The 18,025-nt window shown below is 47.0% G+C and carries 14 protein-coding genes; all 14 read left to right on the forward strand.

Annotated elements, in window-relative coordinates:
* Window positions 1–312: 312 nt before the first annotated feature.
* A complete protein-coding gene (locus ABIE27_RS07185) occupies window positions 313–609 on the forward strand; it encodes a hypothetical protein (RefSeq protein WP_429350263.1) in 297 nt (98 codons plus the stop codon).
* Entirely contained in the window at window positions 563–2,467 is a 1,905-nt protein-coding gene (locus ABIE27_RS07190; protein WP_429350261.1) for a DEAD/DEAH box helicase, read from the forward strand. Before ABIE27_RS07185 ends, ABIE27_RS07190 begins: the two co-directional genes overlap by 47 nt.
* Before the next feature lie 507 nt (window positions 2,468–2,974).
* Window positions 2,975–3,508: a ComF family protein gene (locus ABIE27_RS07195; RefSeq protein WP_429350193.1), complete on the forward strand. Its 534-nt coding sequence runs from the start codon at window positions 2,975–2,977 to the stop codon at window positions 3,506–3,508.
* A gap of 225 nt (window positions 3,509–3,733) precedes the next feature.
* Window positions 3,734–8,764, forward strand: a complete 5,031-nt coding sequence (locus tag ABIE27_RS07200) for a fibronectin type III domain-containing protein (protein WP_429350194.1) — start codon at window positions 3,734–3,736, stop codon at window positions 8,762–8,764.
* A 160-nt stretch (window positions 8,765–8,924) separates the two neighbouring features.
* A complete protein-coding gene (locus ABIE27_RS07205) occupies window positions 8,925–9,332 on the forward strand; it encodes a TIGR03826 family flagellar region protein (protein ID WP_123065335.1) in 408 nt (135 codons plus the stop codon).
* A 173-nt stretch (window positions 9,333–9,505) separates the two neighbouring features.
* Complete coding sequence (gene flgM, locus ABIE27_RS07210; protein ID WP_123065336.1) at window positions 9,506–9,790, forward strand: flagellar biosynthesis anti-sigma factor FlgM; 285 nt, start codon at window positions 9,506–9,508, stop codon at window positions 9,788–9,790.
* Window positions 9,791–9,801: 11 nt separating this feature from the next.
* Window positions 9,802–10,305, forward strand: a complete 504-nt coding sequence (locus ABIE27_RS07215) for a flagellar protein FlgN (RefSeq protein ID WP_123065337.1) — start codon at window positions 9,802–9,804, stop codon at window positions 10,303–10,305.
* A gap of 19 nt (window positions 10,306–10,324) precedes the next feature.
* Window positions 10,325–11,869: a flagellar hook-associated protein FlgK gene (gene flgK, locus ABIE27_RS07220; RefSeq protein WP_123065338.1), complete on the forward strand. Its 1,545-nt coding sequence runs from the start codon at window positions 10,325–10,327 to the stop codon at window positions 11,867–11,869.
* 24 nt (window positions 11,870–11,893) lie between these two features.
* On the forward strand, window positions 11,894–12,814 hold the full coding sequence (gene flgL / locus ABIE27_RS07225) for a flagellar hook-associated protein FlgL (protein WP_123065339.1): 921 nt from the start codon (window positions 11,894–11,896) through the stop codon (window positions 12,812–12,814).
* A gap of 16 nt (window positions 12,815–12,830) precedes the next feature.
* Entirely contained in the window at window positions 12,831–13,400 is a 570-nt protein-coding gene (locus tag ABIE27_RS07230) for a DUF6470 family protein (RefSeq protein ID WP_123065340.1), read from the forward strand.
* A gap of 102 nt (window positions 13,401–13,502) precedes the next feature.
* The gene (gene fliW / locus ABIE27_RS07235) at window positions 13,503–13,937 is read left to right on the forward strand and encodes a flagellar assembly protein FliW (RefSeq protein WP_429350195.1); all 435 of its coding nucleotides are present in this window, start codon (window positions 13,503–13,505) and stop codon (window positions 13,935–13,937) included.
* 1 nt (window position 13,938) lies between these two features.
* A complete protein-coding gene (gene csrA / locus ABIE27_RS07240) occupies window positions 13,939–14,184 on the forward strand; it encodes a carbon storage regulator CsrA (protein WP_123065341.1) in 246 nt (81 codons plus the stop codon).
* Window positions 14,185–14,326: 142 nt separating this feature from the next.
* A complete protein-coding gene (locus ABIE27_RS07245) occupies window positions 14,327–16,006 on the forward strand; it encodes a flagellin (RefSeq protein ID WP_123065342.1) in 1,680 nt (559 codons plus the stop codon).
* A 141-nt stretch (window positions 16,007–16,147) separates the two neighbouring features.
* Window positions 16,148–17,962 (forward strand): motility associated factor glycosyltransferase family protein, encoded by a 1,815-nt coding sequence (locus ABIE27_RS07250; protein WP_161556968.1) that lies wholly within the window; start codon window positions 16,148–16,150, stop codon window positions 17,960–17,962.
* Window positions 17,963–18,025 lie beyond the last annotated feature (63 nt).

Raw genomic sequence — 18,025 nt, forward strand, 5'->3', positions numbered from 1 at the left:
GCTGTTGTGTTTTGGCGTGTGCAGTGATCAGAAGTGTGGATAAAGCAGCAACTGAAGGAACGTGATACGTTGAGATTGCTGGTGTATATGGCAATTCGCCGGAAACAACGTTTACTGCTGAAGTGAATGGACAGGCACTACAATCAGGAGAATTGATTTATATTCAATCTAGCACAAAAGGGTTACCAAAGTGGGATTGGGAACTAGGGAATTGTTCTTAGGCGAAATCCTTGTATAATTAGGGAAGTAGAAATACTGTGATATGAAGAATGGACATGAAGCACATGCTCCGGCGAAGTCGTCGGTCAGCGTGTGCTTTTTTTTCGGATACGAACAGGGGAGGGAAGAACCGATGCAGGTTGGGCTCTACGTGTACCGGGTGGGGGAAAAGTGGGGTATGGTCATGTCTCTCGACATCCAGGTGGATGTCATGTGGTGGCTGGAGGGCATGAGTGGATGGCGTGTGCAACAGTGGCTGGTGTTAAGCATGCAACTTCCGTTAAGTCAGGCTTCGTGGCTGGTAGATCAATTCGTACCCGAGCGCAGCATGAATATGTGGCGTATGGAGGCGTGGCAAAGCTACTTGAATACAAAGCTGGACTTGTATGAGCATCTCTCGGGTGAAATAGAGGCAAGGCGAGCGTTAGCCGAACAGGTGGAAGTGCGAAGATGGAAGAATGGAAGTGGATTGGACAGAGGGGCAGACGATAAAAGGGGAAAAGGGATTGGCAGGGATGGTGGAAGAGGGACAGGAATAGGTACGGGAGCGGGTGCAGGGCCAGGGATAGGAATGGCGGCGGGAGCGTATTCGGGACTAGAAGAAGGGAGGGGGAAAGGGACAAGTACGGGAACAGGAATTGGATTAGGAGCGCGCAGAGGGACTGCTGCTACGCTTGAAGCCAGGGTTGGCGGGATGCCGAAGCCATATCCCGCCGAGTATTGGGCTCAGCTGGAGCAGTGCGCAGCTCTGCTGGCTGAGCGGATGAGCGGCCGCCAATTACTGGCGGCCGAGGCCGAGGCGCTGCTGGCGGCGGAGTCCGCCATGCCGCCTGGGGGCTGGCGCGCGGCTGCGCAGCTCGCACGCTTGCATGGGCGGCTGCAGATGACAGCCGCCCTCGAAGGGCCTACCACGCGCCGCCGGCTCGCGTGGCCCGGCCGCGCGCGAAGCGCGCCCCGCTGCCACCGCTGTGGCAGCGAAGCCAGGCAGCGCGTGCCCTGCGCTGCCTGCGGCCTGACGGCGTGCGCCTACTGCGAGGCATGCCTCGCGCTAGGGCGCAGCCGTGCTTGTGCGCTGCTGCTACGCAGTGCAGCGCAAGGGGCCGTGCCCGCACGCGGCGAAGCATCGCGTGGCACGGCCCTGGCCCCCACCGGCGGCGGACTCGCCCGGTGGGGGCTAAGCGCAGCGCAGAGCGCGGCTGCTGCCGCGGCGCTCGCGTTTTTGGCCCGGCCGCCCGCACAGGATGGGCCGGGGCGGTTCTTGCTCTGGGCCGTGACCGGGGCCGGCAAGACCGAGATGATTTTCCCCTTAATCCAGCACACCCTGGATCAAGGGGGACGAGCGCTGGTCGCTACACCGCGCAGGGATGTCGTGCTGGAGCTGGCTCCGCGCCTTGCCAAAGCATTCCCAGACACCTCGCTCGCAACGCTCTATGGCGGAAGCTCGGAGCGCTGGAAAGATACCCAGCTCACCCTGGCGACTACACACCAGCTCATGCGTTTTTACCAAGGTTTTGATCTGGTGATTATCGACGAACTTGATGCGTTTCCTTATCATAACGATCCCATGCTGGCCCACGCCGCTACATCTTGCTGCAAACCGGAGGGGCATTTCATTTATTTGTCCGCTACGCCGCCAACCCGTTTGCAACGTGAGGTCGCTTTGGGCAAGCTTGCTCATGCCAAAGTGCCTGTCCGCTTCCATCGACATCCGCTGCCTGTACCGAAGCTGATCAACATGCCTGCTGTGGCGCAATGCATCAGGCGCAAACAACTTCCACCCACCATTGTGAGGAGTATTCGAACTTCCTTACAACGTGATGCTCAGGTGTTTGTTTTTGTAACGCGTATCGCCCAGATTGAGGCCTTTGTGCAACTGATGCGCCGGACTTTTCCTACGATCTCGATTGAAGGAACTTCATCACAGGATGCGGAGCGGGCGGCCAAAGTCATTGCGTTTCGGGAACGCTCCATCCGACTGCTCGTGACAACCACCATCTTGGAGCGGGGCGTGACGATCCCGCGTAGCGATGTGTTTATTCTGGATGCAGACAACGGACTTTTCGACGAGGCTTCGTTAGTACAGATGGCAGGCCGGGCAGGGCGTTCCTTGGATGATCCGGCAGGCCGTGTCGTATTTGCTGCATCCCGCCGTACCCGTTCCCAAGTGAAAGCTGTATCCCAGATCCGCAAAATGAACGCCATCGCCCGCCGCAAAGGTTACCTGCGTCCGCCGGTTCCAAGATCATAGTCATCATTACATCAACATAATCATCTTAGCTTGAAAAGGATCACTGTAGACTAATCGTTTATGCGAACAATGATTTACTTCAGTGTCCAGCTTCCAATCAAAACCATTACACTGCTTCACAAGAGCACTAGTGCTCTTCGCACATGCTAACCGAACGTATATTACATACTTTATGCTCGATACGGTCTCGTTATTTCGTTAAGAAAGGAGAAGCACCTCATGTTCAGTTATATTTCTCATCTCTTTGAGCGTGTTCAGCGTTTAAGCGGACAACTCCATAAGTTACTTGGCCCGCCGGGTTCACCATGTTTGACCTGTGGAACCCGTGCGGTGTTGTCTTCACGTTATCCGGGGATATGCCCGCGTTGTGTACAGCAGATTCCATGGATTCGTTCGATCCGTTGCCAGCGCTGTGGGCGTGGTGTAGGATGCCCTGACTGTGTGCGCCCGCATATGCAGAATCGCTCTTTCTTCTGCAATCGTAGCGCCGTTCAGTATAACGATCTCATGAAAGATTGGATAAGCATGTACAAATTTCGAGGCTATGAGCGCTACGCCCCGCTGCTAACTGCTATGTTAACTCAAGCTTTTCAAGCGATGAGTGAAGAACTGACTCTTATATGTGAAAAAGAAACCAGGAAGCCGCTATGGCGACCGGATGCGGTCACGTATGTGCCCGTGAGCGACGAGCGCTTGGCCGAACGCGGCTTTAATCAGGCGGAGCGGCTGGCAGCAGGGCTTGCCATCACCGCTGGTTTGCCCTGTGTTGATCTGTTGCAACGCCAGATCAACACAGGGAAACAGAGCTTCAAGTCTCGCGCGGAGCGGTTCGAGACGATGAAACATGCCTTTTCTATCAAGCTTGATGAATTTGATTTCAGCCTGCTCAGGAATTACAGCAAGCCGTTTAAATTACTTTTAATTGATGACATCTACACGACTGGAAGTACGTTAGATGCTTGTGGGCATGTCATTTTACATGCCGCAAGTAAAGCGAGCGTAACGTTGGAAATTTATACACTCACTTTAGCCAGATCGTAGCCTCTCCTTATAAGGAGAAGTACGTACTATAAGAACGTTTATTCTAATATTAATAACTTTATACTTGTAAAACTGTCCTTTTGTATATTTGAGCTTTATTAGTCCAGTTGTTTGATGATATTTCGATTGAAAGCGTTACAAGAAAAAATTTACATGTTAAAAAGAGGAATTGATGTTACTTCGTAGAATAGATAGTTCTGCCGTTCACCACAGGTGATTGTAGGAGTGGGGCAAACATATCTTTTGAAGGGGAGAACAACATTGGTTGCAGGGACAAGAAAAAACGGTGTTTATTTATGGACTGTCCGTTTACTAGTATTGATGCTGGTATTCGGACATTTTGGTGTGTACGGGGGGAACCAGGCACATGCCGCAACGAGTAACAGGGTAGTTTCCAGCAGTTACGACTACCATTATGTCCTTACAGAGCAAGATGGAAATCTTCGTGTCAATCAAAAAGCAATTGATCTCCGATGGGCAAGAGAATATAAATTGAATGCGTCCGGATATTCATTTTCTCGAAGACAGGCCGTTACGGCAACAGTTCCAAAAATGACGAACGTAGCATTCGGTACATACACATCTACTTATGCTGGAAAAGTAGAAAAGGCGATCATGATCGATTTTTCAGAAATCTGGCACTATTACACGGTGATGGAATATAGACAATCCGGTACAAGCGTGGGGCAGTGGGATATATCTCATGTGGATGTCTTTGGATATGAAACGCCACGATATGTGCAAAACTTCGAAGCGACTCAGCTTAGTCTGGTTGTTAATGCGGATACAGGTGTTGTTGTCGATTTTGTCTCCAACCTTAACCCGTATTACACCCGCAAAGCAGAATCCTATAGTTTTGTGAAGGAATCGGCTACCAATCCTCCAATTACATCTATCCCGGAAATTCCGGTGAACTTAAGTGCCGCCGCTAGTGATGTTGCGGCCAATCTTGGATGGGGTGCTGCTAAACAGGCTGTCCAATATGAGATTGAAGAGAATGGGACCGTTAAAGGGCCATTTTATGGTATTGGTTATGCCGGCACTCAACTATCCCCAAACACTTCATATACCTACAGAGTACGCGGGGTGAATAAACTTGGAACAGGTGAATGGAGTGAACCTTATACGCTGACCACACTGCTGAAGAAACCTGTTCTGACAGTAACAGCAGAGGAAGGCAAGAATATAATTCAATGGGATGCGGTCGAGTACGCTGACCGTTACCAATTACAGATCGACGGCGGAACACCGCTTGAGCTTGGTAATGTTACTTCCTATGAGCATGGAGGGCTTGAAGCCAACTCTACGCATACGTATACGCTCAAAGCTTATTCGGCTACGAATGAGAGCGATTGGAGCGCAACTGTAAAACAGTTGACCGTACCTGATCGTGCAGATGGATTGAAGATAACGGATGCTACGTTAAACAAACTGTCATTATCTTGGAGTGCAGTAAAAGGGGCTACAGGCTATGACGTGGAGATTGACGGTACAATCGTTGCTGTCACTGGCACCACATACAATAAAACAGGTTTGACACCGAATACCGAATATACATTTAGAATCAGACCTAAAAATGCAGGTGGACCTGGAAGCTGGAGTGAGGCCATCACAGGAACGACACAGATGAGCACACCGGTTATTCAAACGAATGCAACACAAGAAGAAGTTATCCTTGTATGGCCAGCAATTGAAGGAGCTACTTCCTATGAAGTTGAGGCAGATGGAGTGATTATCGGAGGGGTAACGGAACCGATCTACACGCATACAGCGCTTAAACCGGGAACAGTGCACAAATACCGTGTGCGTGCCATTAATAGCAACAATATCAGTGCTTGGACTGCAGTAAAATCACAAACTACACTGCCTGACTCCGTCAGTGGTCTGGCCATTAACTCGGTAACCAATGCAGCGATAGCGTTAAAATGGACAGCTGTGACAGGAGCAACGGGCTATGATCTGGAGATCGATGGCACCGTTGTGGCGGTAACCGGGACAGCATATACGAAGAGTGGCCTCGCGGCGAACACCGATCACACCTTCCGCATCCGTTCGAAGAACACCGCGGGTGTAGGCGTATGGAGCGACCTGATCCGTGCAACAACACAGTTGAACACGCCTGTTTTGAAGGCTGCGTCGGAAGAAACAGCGATCAACCTGACATGGGCAGCGATTGCCGATGCAACGAAATATGAGATTGAAGCGGATGGCGCAGTCGTAGCGACGGTGGAAGAACCAAGCTATAGCCACACCTCTCTGTTGCCAGGTACAGCGCATAAATATCGTGTTCGTGCGTTAACGGAAACGAATACAAGCGCGTGGACAGTCGTTCTAACACAGAGCACGATTCCTGCATCTGTCAGTGGTCTGGCCATTAACTCGGTAACCAATGCAGCGATAGCGTTAAAATGGACAGCTGTCACTGGAGCTACCGGCTATGATTTGGAGATCGATGGCACCGTTGTGGCGGTAACCGGGACAGCATATACGAAGAGCGGCCTCGCGGCGAACACCGATCACACTTTCCGCATCCGTTCGAAGAACACCGCAGGTGTAGGCGTATGGAGTGACCTGATCCGTGCAACAACACAGTTGAATACCCCTGTTCTGAAAGCTGCGTCGGAAGAAACAGCGATCAACCTGACGTGGGCAGCGATTGCCGATGCAACGAAATACGAGATTGAAGCGGATGGCGCAGTCGTAGCGACGGTGGAAGAACTAAGCTACAGCCATACCTCCCTGTTGCCAGGTACAGCGCATAAATATCGTATTCGTGCGTTAACGGAAACGAATACAAGCGCATGGACAGCGGTGCTGACGCAAAGCACGATACCTGCATCCGTCAGTGGTCTGGCCATTAACTCGGTGACCAATGCAGCTATTGCATTGAAATGGACAGCTGTGACAGGAGCTACCGGCTATGATCTGGAGATCGATGGCACTGTTGTAGCAGTCACGGGCACAGCATATACGAAGAGTGGCCTCGCGGCGAACACCGATCACACTTTCCGCATCCGTTCGAAGAACACCGCAGGTGTAGGCGTATGGAGTGACCTGATCCGTGCAACAACACAGTTGAATACCCCTGTTCTGAAAGCTGCGTCGGAAGAAACAGCGATCAACCTGACGTGGGCAGCGATTGCCGATGCAACGAAATACGAGATTGAAGCGGATGGCGCAGTCGTAGCGACGGTGGAAGAACCAAGCTATAGCCATACCTCCCTGTTGCCAGGTACAGCGCATAAATATCGTATTCGTGCGTTAACGGAAACAAATACAAGCGCGTGGACAACGGTACTGACGCAAAGCACGATACCTGCATCCGTCAGTGGTCTGGCCATTAACTCGGTAACCAATGCAGCTATAGCGTTAAAATGGACAGCTGTGACAGGAGCTACCGGCTATGATCTGGAGATCGATGGCACTGTTGTAGCGGTTACCGGCACAGCCTATACGAAGAGTGGCCTTGCGGCGAACACCGATCACACCTTCCGCATTCGTTCGAAGAATGCCGCAGGTGCAGGTGCGTGGAGCGACCTGATCCGTGCAACAACACAGTTGAATACGCCTGTTCTGAAAGCTGTGTCGGAAGAAACAGCGATCAACCTGACATGGGCAGCGATTGCCGATGCAACGAAATACGAGATCGAAGCGGATGGCGCAGTCGTAGCGACGGTGGAAGAACCAAGCTATAGCCATACCTCCCTGTTGCCAGGTACAGCGCATAAATATCGTATTCGTGCGTTAACGGAAACAAATACAAGTGCATGGACAACGGTTCTGACGCAAAGTACTATTCCAGCATCCGTCAGTGGCTTGGCCGTTAACTCGGTGACCAATGCAGCTATAGCGTTAAAATGGGCAGCGGTAACAGGAGCAACCGGTTATGATCTGGAGATCGACGGTACGGTTGTGGCAGCTACGGGCACAGCGTATACGAAGAGTGGCCTTGCGGCCAATACCGACCACACTTTCCGCATTCGTTCGAAAAACGCCGCGGGTGCAGGTGCGTGGAGCGACCTGATCCGTGCAACAACACAGTTGAATACGCCTGTTTTGAAAGCTGCGTCGGAAGAAACAGCAATCAACCTGACGTGGGCAGCAATTGCTGATGCAACGAAATACGAGATTGAAGCGGATGGCACAGTCGTAGCGACGGTGGAAGAACCAAGCTATAGCCACACCTCCCTGTTGCCAGGTACAGCGCATAAATATCGTATTCGTGCGTTAACGGAAACAAATACAAGTGCATGGACAGCGGTGCTGACGCAAAGCACGATACCTGCATCCGTCAGTGGTCTGGCGATTAACACCGTGACCAATGCAGCTATTGCATTGAAATGGACAGCTGTCACTGGAGCTACCGGCTATGATTTGGAGATCGATGGCACCGTTGTGGCGGTAACCGGGACAGCATATACGAAGAGCGGCCTCGCGGCGAACACCGATCACACTTTCCGCATCCGCGCCAAAAATGCAGCCGGAATCGGTAGCTGGAGTGAAATGCTGAATGCCTCTACGCAATTAAATCTGCCAACCGCTTTGAAAGGGGTGCCAGAAGAAACTTCGATTCTTTTGACATGGACTGGAGTTGCTGGGGCAACCAAATATGAAATTGAGGCAGACGGAAACAGCGTAGCAACCGTGAGTGACCCTTTTTACACTCACAGCGAGCTGCTCGGAGGAACTGCACACAAGTATCGCGTACGAGCGCTGACCGATACCAATGTGAGTGCATGGACAGCCGTGGTCTCCCAAACAACACTGCCAGGAAGTGTACCCGGTCTAACTGTGAATTCTGCAACAACCGCAGCAATTGCGCTAAAATGGAATGCAGTAATCGGAGCAACCGGCTATGATCTGGAGATTGACGGTACAATCGTGGCGATCAATGCTGTTGCCTACACGAAGAGTGGGTTTGCACCCAATTCAGAGCATTCTTTCCGTATTCGAGCGAAGAATGCTTCCGGTGTCGGAGCATGGAGCGAAATGATTACGGGAGTAACTCAATTGAGTGCAGCGGTACCTAAGGGAACAGTAGATCGGACAAGCATTACAATTACATGGGACAATGTAGCGGGTGCCACATCCTATGAGATTGAAGCAGACGGACAGATTGCTGCGATTGTTAGTGATCCAGCATTTATACATCTGGATTTATTACCTGCAAGTGTGCATAGATACCGTGTTCGGGCATTTAATGATCAGAATACGAGTGTATGGTCTTCTATTGTGAGTATTAGAACCTTGAATTAATGATATATAATAATTACAATTCCGGAGACGGGTTTGCGTAAACGTGCATCCTGTCTTCGTTTTTATTTCGTAAATAAGCTATGGACTTCATATGAGAAAATAAGGTAATGTATAGATATTATCTAGTCGGAAAAGGAAGTTTGAGAGGGGAGTTTTAGCGATGAATTTAGGGAATTGTCCTCGTTGCGGCAAATTGTATGCATTGAATTTTCGTGATGTGTGCTCGAACTGTATCAAGGAAATGGAGCAGGAATACCAGATCTGTGTAGACTATTTGCGCGAAAATAAAGGCGCCAACATACAGGAACTGTCGGATGCGACAGAAGTTTCAATCAAAACCATCACGAAGTTTATTCGAGAGGGACGGATTTCCATCGAAAACGCCCCGAATATGATGTATCCTTGTGAAGTGTGCGGAATGCTGATTCGTGAAGGCCATATGTGCGATTCCTGCCGTACTCGACTAACGAAAGACTTGGCTGGGGCAGCTCGTGAAGTAGGCCAGAAGGATAACAACCAAGTAGGCGGACGAACCTACAATGCCGTCGACAAACTGCGCAATTCATAGGAACGTGGTCTTAAATACGAATAATGCTATAACAAATGTTTTGGAACGTACCGATAAACTTATTAAAGATTATCGGTTTTTTTTATTATCCTACTCATTTCGAACACATAAAGATAAAGAAAGAAATACGTATATCAACGAAAAAAATTCAGGTGAAAGGAAGTGCACTTCGAATGAAAATCAATGAACCAAGTCGAATTGGAGCCATCAATTCATATCAGAGGAATGTTGAATCCAATCAGCAGGCTGAGACCAAGAAAAGCCGCCGTAAGGATGAAGTATCCATTTCTCCGGAGGCGATGAAGATGCTCGAAGAACAAGGACGTACGCAAGATGCAGGACGGCTGCAACGAATTCAGGAGTTGAAAGAGCAGGTAAGCTCGGGAACATACCAGGTGGACAGTAGCAAGCTTGCTGACAAGCTGCTACCGTATTTCAAGTCTTTTGATAAGGAATAGGTGATTATGTAATGGCAGCACTGGACAGATTAATTGCAGTTTTAGAGCAGATGGAGCAAAGTCACCGTGATATGCTGGCACTCAGTCAGGTTAAACGAGAAGTTATCGTCAAAAATGATGTAGACCAGCTTATTGCTATCATGAATAAGGAATCCAAGTTTATGAAACAGCAGGAGCCGCTTGAAACAGAACGACTACACGCTGTCCACGAACTGCTTCAGGAGCGTGGCATTAAGTCCATGCTGAACCTGAATATTACCGAGATTTCCAAGCTGATCTTTGATCCGGCTGACAAACAGCGATTGTTTGAAGTTCAGAAGAAGCTGGCGGGAACATTACAAGAATTGAAAGATATCAATCAACTCAATCAAAAGTTAATTGAACAATCGTTAATGTTTATTGATCTATCGATGGACATCTTTGCTTCGAGGCCTGAACAGGATGCAACTTATCAGCATCCTGCTGATAAGCACGGCAATCCAGGACGAATCGGTCTGTTCGACACGCGTGCCTGATTAAATAGGGGGAAACCAGGTGACATCTACATTTCATTCAATCGAAACGGCTAAACGCAGTTTGTTTGCACAGACGACCGCTCTTAGCACAACAGGTCATAACGTAGCCAACGCCAACACGGAGGGGTACTCACGTCAGAAAGTAAATATGCAAGCATCCATTCCTATGGAGCCGTTTGCATTTTTGCATAGTACATCACCAGGGCAACTCGGAACGGGGGTAGAGTTCGACTCGATCACCCGTGTTCGCGAGAAATTTCTGGATGACCAATATCGCAACGAAAATACCAACTTCGGGAGTTGGTCCATTCAACGGGATACACTGGAGAAACTTGAGGCAATTGTCAACGAACCTTCCAAAACTGGTTTTCGTACGGTTATGGATAATTTCTATAAATCCTGGTCAGATCTAAGTAAAAACCCGGAAGACGTTACGGCTCGCCGAATTGTTAAAGAGACCACTCTGGCTCTTACCGACGCGATGAACCAGATTAGTCGCCAATTAGACTCTCTAAGTCAGGATTTGGATAGTAATATTGCGGTGAAAAGTAATGAAATTCAGGGTTATCTGGGTAACATTGCAAACCTGAATAGTGCAATCGTAAAGGTTGAATCCCTTGGCGATAACGCAAACGATTTGCGTGACCAACGTGACTTAATGGCAGACAAGCTGTCCAAAATTATGAATATTACCGTTACCGATACACCACAGGGCTACCAGATTCAGATGAATGGACAGGAGCTTGTAACGGGTGGGGCTGTTCAAGCTACTGTAGATTCAGCGTTTTTGAATAATGCCTATACAGCGGGTACGCTCACCAACGGTGAAGTTCACGGTATGATCAGATCCAGAGATACGCTGGTGAGTGATTATCGTAAACAGATGGATGACTTAGCGAATACGCTGGCCAATGGAGATATTGATATCACCATACCTGCGGGCTCCGTGTTGCCGGAAAACAATTCGTTGGGCCTTACGGGCGCAGCGCGGACACTGACCAGTGACATGAAGGTTACAGTAAAAGGGCTGAACGGATTGCATCAACTGGGTTACAGCATGGATGGAACGAATAATGGAGGATTACCGTTCTTTACTGCGGCTGGAGGCGGAACTGCAATTACTGCCGGAAATATCTCCTTGAATGCTGCAATATTGGCTGATCCAAGTAAAATTGCAACATCCCTGCGGACGACAACGGCTTCCGGCACGGAAACGGTGATTAAGGGGAACAACACTCTTGCGAACTTGATCGCAAACCTTAAGGATACGCCGATGAAATCGGCAGATGGTCTAAGTAGTGCAACGATTGGTGCTCAATTTAGTGCCATTGTGGGACAGTTAGGTGTTCAATCGCAGGAAGCCGCACGTCAGACTTCCAACTCCGAGTTTTTGGTACAGCAAGTGGATACACGGCGTCAATCCGTCAGTGGTGTATCACTGGATGAAGAGATGGGGAACATGATCAAGTTCCAGCATGCGTACAGTGCATCAGCACGTTTTATGACCACATACGATCAACTGTTAGATAAATTGATTAACTCTACGGGTATGGTAGGCAGATAATCGAAGGGAGTGACATGACAGACCATGAGAATTACAAATAATATGTTGGGTGCGCAACTGCTAATGAACCTCAACAGGAATGCACAACAGATGAACAACACTCAGACTCAACTGGCTACGGGGCGTAAAATCAACAAGCCTTCGGATGATCCGGTAGGGATCACGTACTCCCTTCGTTACCGTGCTGAATTATCATCTAATGAGCAATATCAGAAAAACGTGGATAGTGCCGTTTCCTGGTTGGAATTTAATGATACCGTGCTGAACCAGGCTGGTAACGTTGTTCAGCGTTTGCGTGAATTGACGGTTCAAGCGACAACAGGAACTAATCCTCAGACCGCACTCGATAGCATTAATGAAGAGGTAAAACAGCTGAAGGAACAGCTTATTGATATTTCGAATAGTAAGCTTAATGGGAAATACATTTTTAATGGGGAGACCTATGATGTCAAACCTTATGATTTTCCTTCTAATGCGGATGGTACGCTAGATACGACCAATGCTGCTTCGGTAGTGACGGACCAAGGGAAGATCAATTTCATTGTAGGTGAAAGTGTGCAACTGCCTATCAATGTAAGCGGGAATGAAGTTTTCGGTACAGCTACAGAACAAGACAATCTATTTGTGATCATGAATACCGTTATGCAAGCATTACAAGATGGCGACCAAAAGGAATTGTCTAATCAACTGGACATCATGGATTCTCGTATGGGGAAAATATTGTCGATCCGATCCGAAATTGGAGCAAAAACAAACCGTGTTGATCTGATGATGGGGCGTTTGGATGATCTGGGTATTAACCTGACGGATCTGCAAGCCAAAGTCGAGGATGCCGATATTGCAGAACTGTCTTTGAAATCTAAAATCCAGGAAAATATCTATAACGCCTCGTTGTCTGTTGGCGCAAAAATCATATCACCTTCTCTGGTGGATTTCCTGAGATAAGAGGAGTGGGTGCAGTATGAAGATCCTTCCTGTGGTACAGATTCAGACAACCCCTTCTATATTAAATATTGATGCCGACCCTGGAAAATATTCTATCCGTCAGCCCAAAGCCGATGTACAGCTTCAGACTAAGCCGGCTAAACTTACGGTTCAGAGTCATCCGATTGAGCTTAATGTAGATCAAAGCCAAGCATTCGCCGCCTATACAGGCGGTAATATGATTGATATGAATGCCCGAATCTACTCGGGAATTCAGCAAAATTTCCTTCAAAATCTCGCTGCGCGAGTAGAACAAGGGAACCAGCTCGCTGCTATTCACAAACCAGGCAATACGATTGCGAACATTGTGGGCAGCGATTGGATGCCTCAGCCGTTTCCAGAGACGCGAACTCCTGCTTCTTTTGATAACGTGGAGATCCGCATCAATACAAGGCCACCCGATATTAGTTATGATCCGGCGGTTTCTGAGCTGAATGTGACGGTAAACAAACCGGAGATTGAGTATCAACGAGGCAAGCTGGACATCTATGTGAAGCAATATGCATCCGTTAAATACACACCGCCAGCCATCGATATGGCGTTATAAGTTATAATGTGAGCTATAGACGGTCTCGGACGAAGCCCTCTATGGCTTTTTTTGTACAAAATCATCGCCAAGGAGGCGTTTATTATTTTTATTCAGACAAGCATGTGGGGAGAAGTTGAAGTTCAGGAGAAAGAAATCTATCAATTTCCCAAAGGATTACCTGGATTTGAAGAAGAAACAGAATTTGCACTAATCCCGTGGGAAGACACACCGTTTAGTTATTTGCAATCTGTGCGTGAGAAGGAGTTGTCTTTCTTGTTAGTGAGTCCTTTTACGTTTGCGCCTGACTACAGCTTTGAGTTGAGTGAAGTGGATAAAGAAGAGTTGCAGATTGACGAACAAGTCGCCGTATTCTCTCTGGTTACCATCCATTCGCAAGCCAATAAATCGACAATGAATCTCCTGGCACCAGTCGTACTTAATCCGGAAAAACAACTGGGCAAACAAGTTGTACTTCATCAGTCCGGATACGATACACGACATCTGATCTGGGCCGAAGAGGAAGAAGATGCGAGATCCGTGAAAGGTGGAGTGTAATATGCTCGTTTTGTCCAGGAAAAAGGGTGAGTCCATTGTCATCCAGGATCAGATCGAAGTCACGGTACTTGCTGTGGAAGGGGATACCGTAAGAATCGGCATATCCGCACCAAAGCATATTGATATCTTTCGCCAAGAGATTTATGCCGCAATTCAGGACGCAAACCGGGAGTCTGCTACACCGCTGGCTGCCGATGTTGAAGCATTCATGGAACGACTTCGAAATAATGGATTAAAAAAAGATTAAAAATTTCCCATTTGCTATAAACAGTTGTTCACCTCCCGTCGATATATAATTTAGACGCTGCTTCGGCAGGGCGGCCGACCTTAATGTCGCGGCGTTTACCACAAGGATGTGGAACTAACTTATTTCAGGGAGGAAACACTCAATGATTATCAACCACAATATTCCGGCGTTGAACACTCACCGCCAATTGTCCATCAACACTAGCAACACTAACAAAAACATCGAAAAATTGTCTTCGGGTCTTCGCATCAACCGTGCTGGTGACGATGCTGCCGGTTTGGCAATTTCCGAAAAAATGCGCGGCCAAATCCGTGGTTTGGACCAAGCTTCCCGTAACGCTCAAGATGGTATCTCTTTGATCCAAACAGCTGAGGGTGCATTGAACGAAACTCACTCCATCCTGCAACGTATGCGTGAGATTTCTAACCAATCCGCGAACGGAACAAACACAGATTCCGACCGTCAAGCACTGCAAGACGAGATGAACCAATTGACTTCCGAAGTTAACCGTATCGGTAACACTACTGAGTTCAATACTCAAAAGTTGCTTAACGGTGGTATTGGTTCAAGTGACAGCGAGAAACTGACTCAAGCTACAAACGCTAAAAAAGCAATGGGTACTGCAATCGCTACTGGTGCTATTACATTTGGTGCGGGTGCAAAAATTACGATTGATGATAAAACATTTGCACTTTCCGCTGTGACTGCTGGCGTAGGAACTTCCACTGCGGCAGAAAACGCTAAAGCATTGAAAACTGCGTTGGATGCTACTACATCTGGTGGAGTTAAATTGTCTGATCTGGTAGACATTAAAGTAGGTGCTGGTAATACACTTGAGTTCACTGCTAAGTCTTCAGGTGCAACAAGCAAAATGGAGTTCGTAAATGCTACAGCTTTGGGAGCGAGTGTTGCGACTTCGATTAAAGTTAAAGGAGACCCTTCAACAGTAGAACGTGCAGGACTCCAAGGTGCTACTGCCCTTACTGCTGCAGCTGTTTCCATTGCTTCTGGTTCAACAATCAAATTCACAATTGGTTCTGAGAGTGAAGTGACTGTTAACCTGAACACAGGTACTACTCCAAAAACATATGATACTACAAATGCTGATGCTAACGTAGCTAAAGCTGCTATGGAATCACTCGTTAAAGATTTGAATGCATCTTTGCAAGCAGCTGGCATGGACAGCAAAGTTACAGCTTCCTTGTCTAAAGATAACAAACTTCAGTTCCTGTCCGAGACAGGTAAAGATATTAAAGTGGGCGCTGGTACTACTGCATTAGGTCTGGGTATTGCGAGCACTGCAACAATCGGTAACGTTCAACAAGTGGTAGGTGCTGGAGCACAAGGAGTAGGCTTCTCCACGAAGTTCCAAATTGGTGCAAATACAGGCCAATCGATGTCCTTGCAAATTAACGATGTTCGTGCAGCAGCACTGGGTATCACAGGAAATGCTGGACAAGCTGGTTTCACGAAAGATAACAACGTTACTAACGGCTCTAACGATATTAAAGGCGAAGCTGCTTTGAACATCTCCACTCGTGAAGATGCTTCTAAAGCAATCGCAGTTCTGGACAAAGCGACTTCCCTGGTTTCCAGCGAACGTGCTAAACTGGGTGCTGTACAAAACCGTCTGGAGCACACAATCAACAACTTGGGAACAGCTTCCGAGAACCTGACTGCTGCTGAATCCCGTATCCGTGACGTTGACATGGCAAAAGAAATGATGAGCCAAACGAAGAACAACATCTTGGCTCAAGCAGCTCAAGCTATGTTGGCTCAAGCAAATCAACAACCACAAGGCGTACTGCAATTGTTGAGATAATTGAAGCTTTAACAGAAGTCTGTACTAAGATGATTTCTGATCAGTTCAAGAAAGCCCCACTTGGTGGGGCTTTCTTGCTATACTAGGTGCTGTAGTGAATCTCTGATTATTAAGAAAATTATGCATAAGGGAGCAAGCAGAATGGAGTTAATGGATCGGAATATTGAGATTCTATCAGCTAACGCCGATCACTGGATTGGAATGCCTGATGAAAGTGAGTTAGAGCAAATCTCCTTTGAAGTGGATAGTAACGGGAATGAAATATTCATCAATGGAGAGCAGTCGTTTTTTTTAAAAAATGAATTCGATGATTCCAATCAGCCCAACCCTTTAAAACGGGAACTGATTTTTGTTCTAGGGATTTATTCTATAGAAGAAATTCAAAAACTTATTACATTGATGGGCGACGAGTCTTTGTTAGTCATCATTGAACCTAATCTCCCCTTGTTTAGCTATTCGTTGCAAGAAAAGGATCTTTCATTCCTTCAAAGACCGGGAGCGGTTTTGTTCGCTGATAAAATAAGTAATCTATCTCGATTTTTAGATAAATATCTATTAACTAATGCTATTTTCTATGTGAAGACGATCAAATTTTATTTTACTCATATGTATCGTGAACAAGATCTTCAGTCCAGTTTGGCTGTGGTTAAAATAATTAAAGAGTCCGTAAGCTATAAAACAATGTTGTACGGTAACTCTGTAGAAGATAGTTTGATAGGATTTAAAAATCATATGAAAAACCTCAAGCATCTTACTCGTTCGAAAGATGTTTCACTACTCAAGAATACAATGCGTAACGTGCCAGCTGTAGTCGTGGCTGCCGGTCCGTCTTTAAATAAAAATATCAATCAATTACATGACTTGAAAGATAAAGTCGTTATTATTGCTGTGGATACCATTGCTCAACGTCTTTGTGATGAAGGGATTATTCCTGACTTTATTTGTTCGGTAGAACGAGGAATAGAGACCTACACTTATTTCTATGAAGGCAAGAAGTATCCTGTTGAATCAACACTTGTTGGTCCCCTAGTTCTGTACCCCAACATATTGGAAGAGTTCCCTGGTAAACTTGTTATACCTATGCGTGAAAATGTAGGAGAGTTTATATGGTTGAAAGAAGTCTTAGGGTTAGGGGACGATAGCTCTATAAGTATCGGTCTATCTTGTGCTCATGTAGCTTTTGGTGTCGCTGAGCACATTGGAGCTTCTCCAATTATATTGCTGGGGCAGGATTTGGCTTACGGGGATACGGTTGGAGAGACGCATGCTGGAGGCACGATCTATGATGACAAAGATTTAACAAGTAGCATGTACTCCTCATTTGACCTCTTGGAAACGGAGGGTTATTACGGAGGGAGAGTTGCTACTACAGAAATTTGGAATACATTTCGAACGTGGTTTGAATTAGAAATTACGAACAAGAAGTTACATGTCATTAATTCCACAGAAGGTGGAGCCAAAATTGCGTATACTGAACAGTTAAGCTTAGAAGAAGTTGGGAAGAGGTACTGTAACGATAAGATAAAACCTATGCCAGAAGTTTTACAAGAAATACCGAACTATCCTCTTGAGAAGCAACGGCTAAAGGAAATTATGAGAGAACAGTATAGACATTTTTTGGATATTAAACTTCAGTTCGAGAAACAACAAAAACAAGTTAGACGTGTTAAAATAAATGAGAATTCTTCTGAAGCCGAATTGAAAGAAGCGCTGAAGAAGATTGATCGAACCGAAGACTTTTTTTTGCTAGTATTAGACAATTGGCTAATACGGCACTGTTTACAGCCAGCGATGAGAACCTCTGTATGGAACTTATATACTATAGAGCGAGTGATTAATGCCAATAATGTTATTAAAGCACAAGAGGTTAATCTTGGGTTTTTAGATGTCGCTGTATATACCTTAAATGAAATTACTTCCTTACTAGCAGAAACGGCTGAAAGCTTGGGAGAGTAACGTTGCTTTATTAAAACCTCACTATATTGCGAGAGATATAATTTTCTGAAAAGGTGCTGTAAA

It is taken from the genome of Paenibacillus sp. 4624 (assembly GCF_050435065.1).
GTDB classification, from domain to species: Bacteria; Bacillota; Bacilli; order Paenibacillales; family Paenibacillaceae; genus Paenibacillus; species Paenibacillus amylolyticus_D.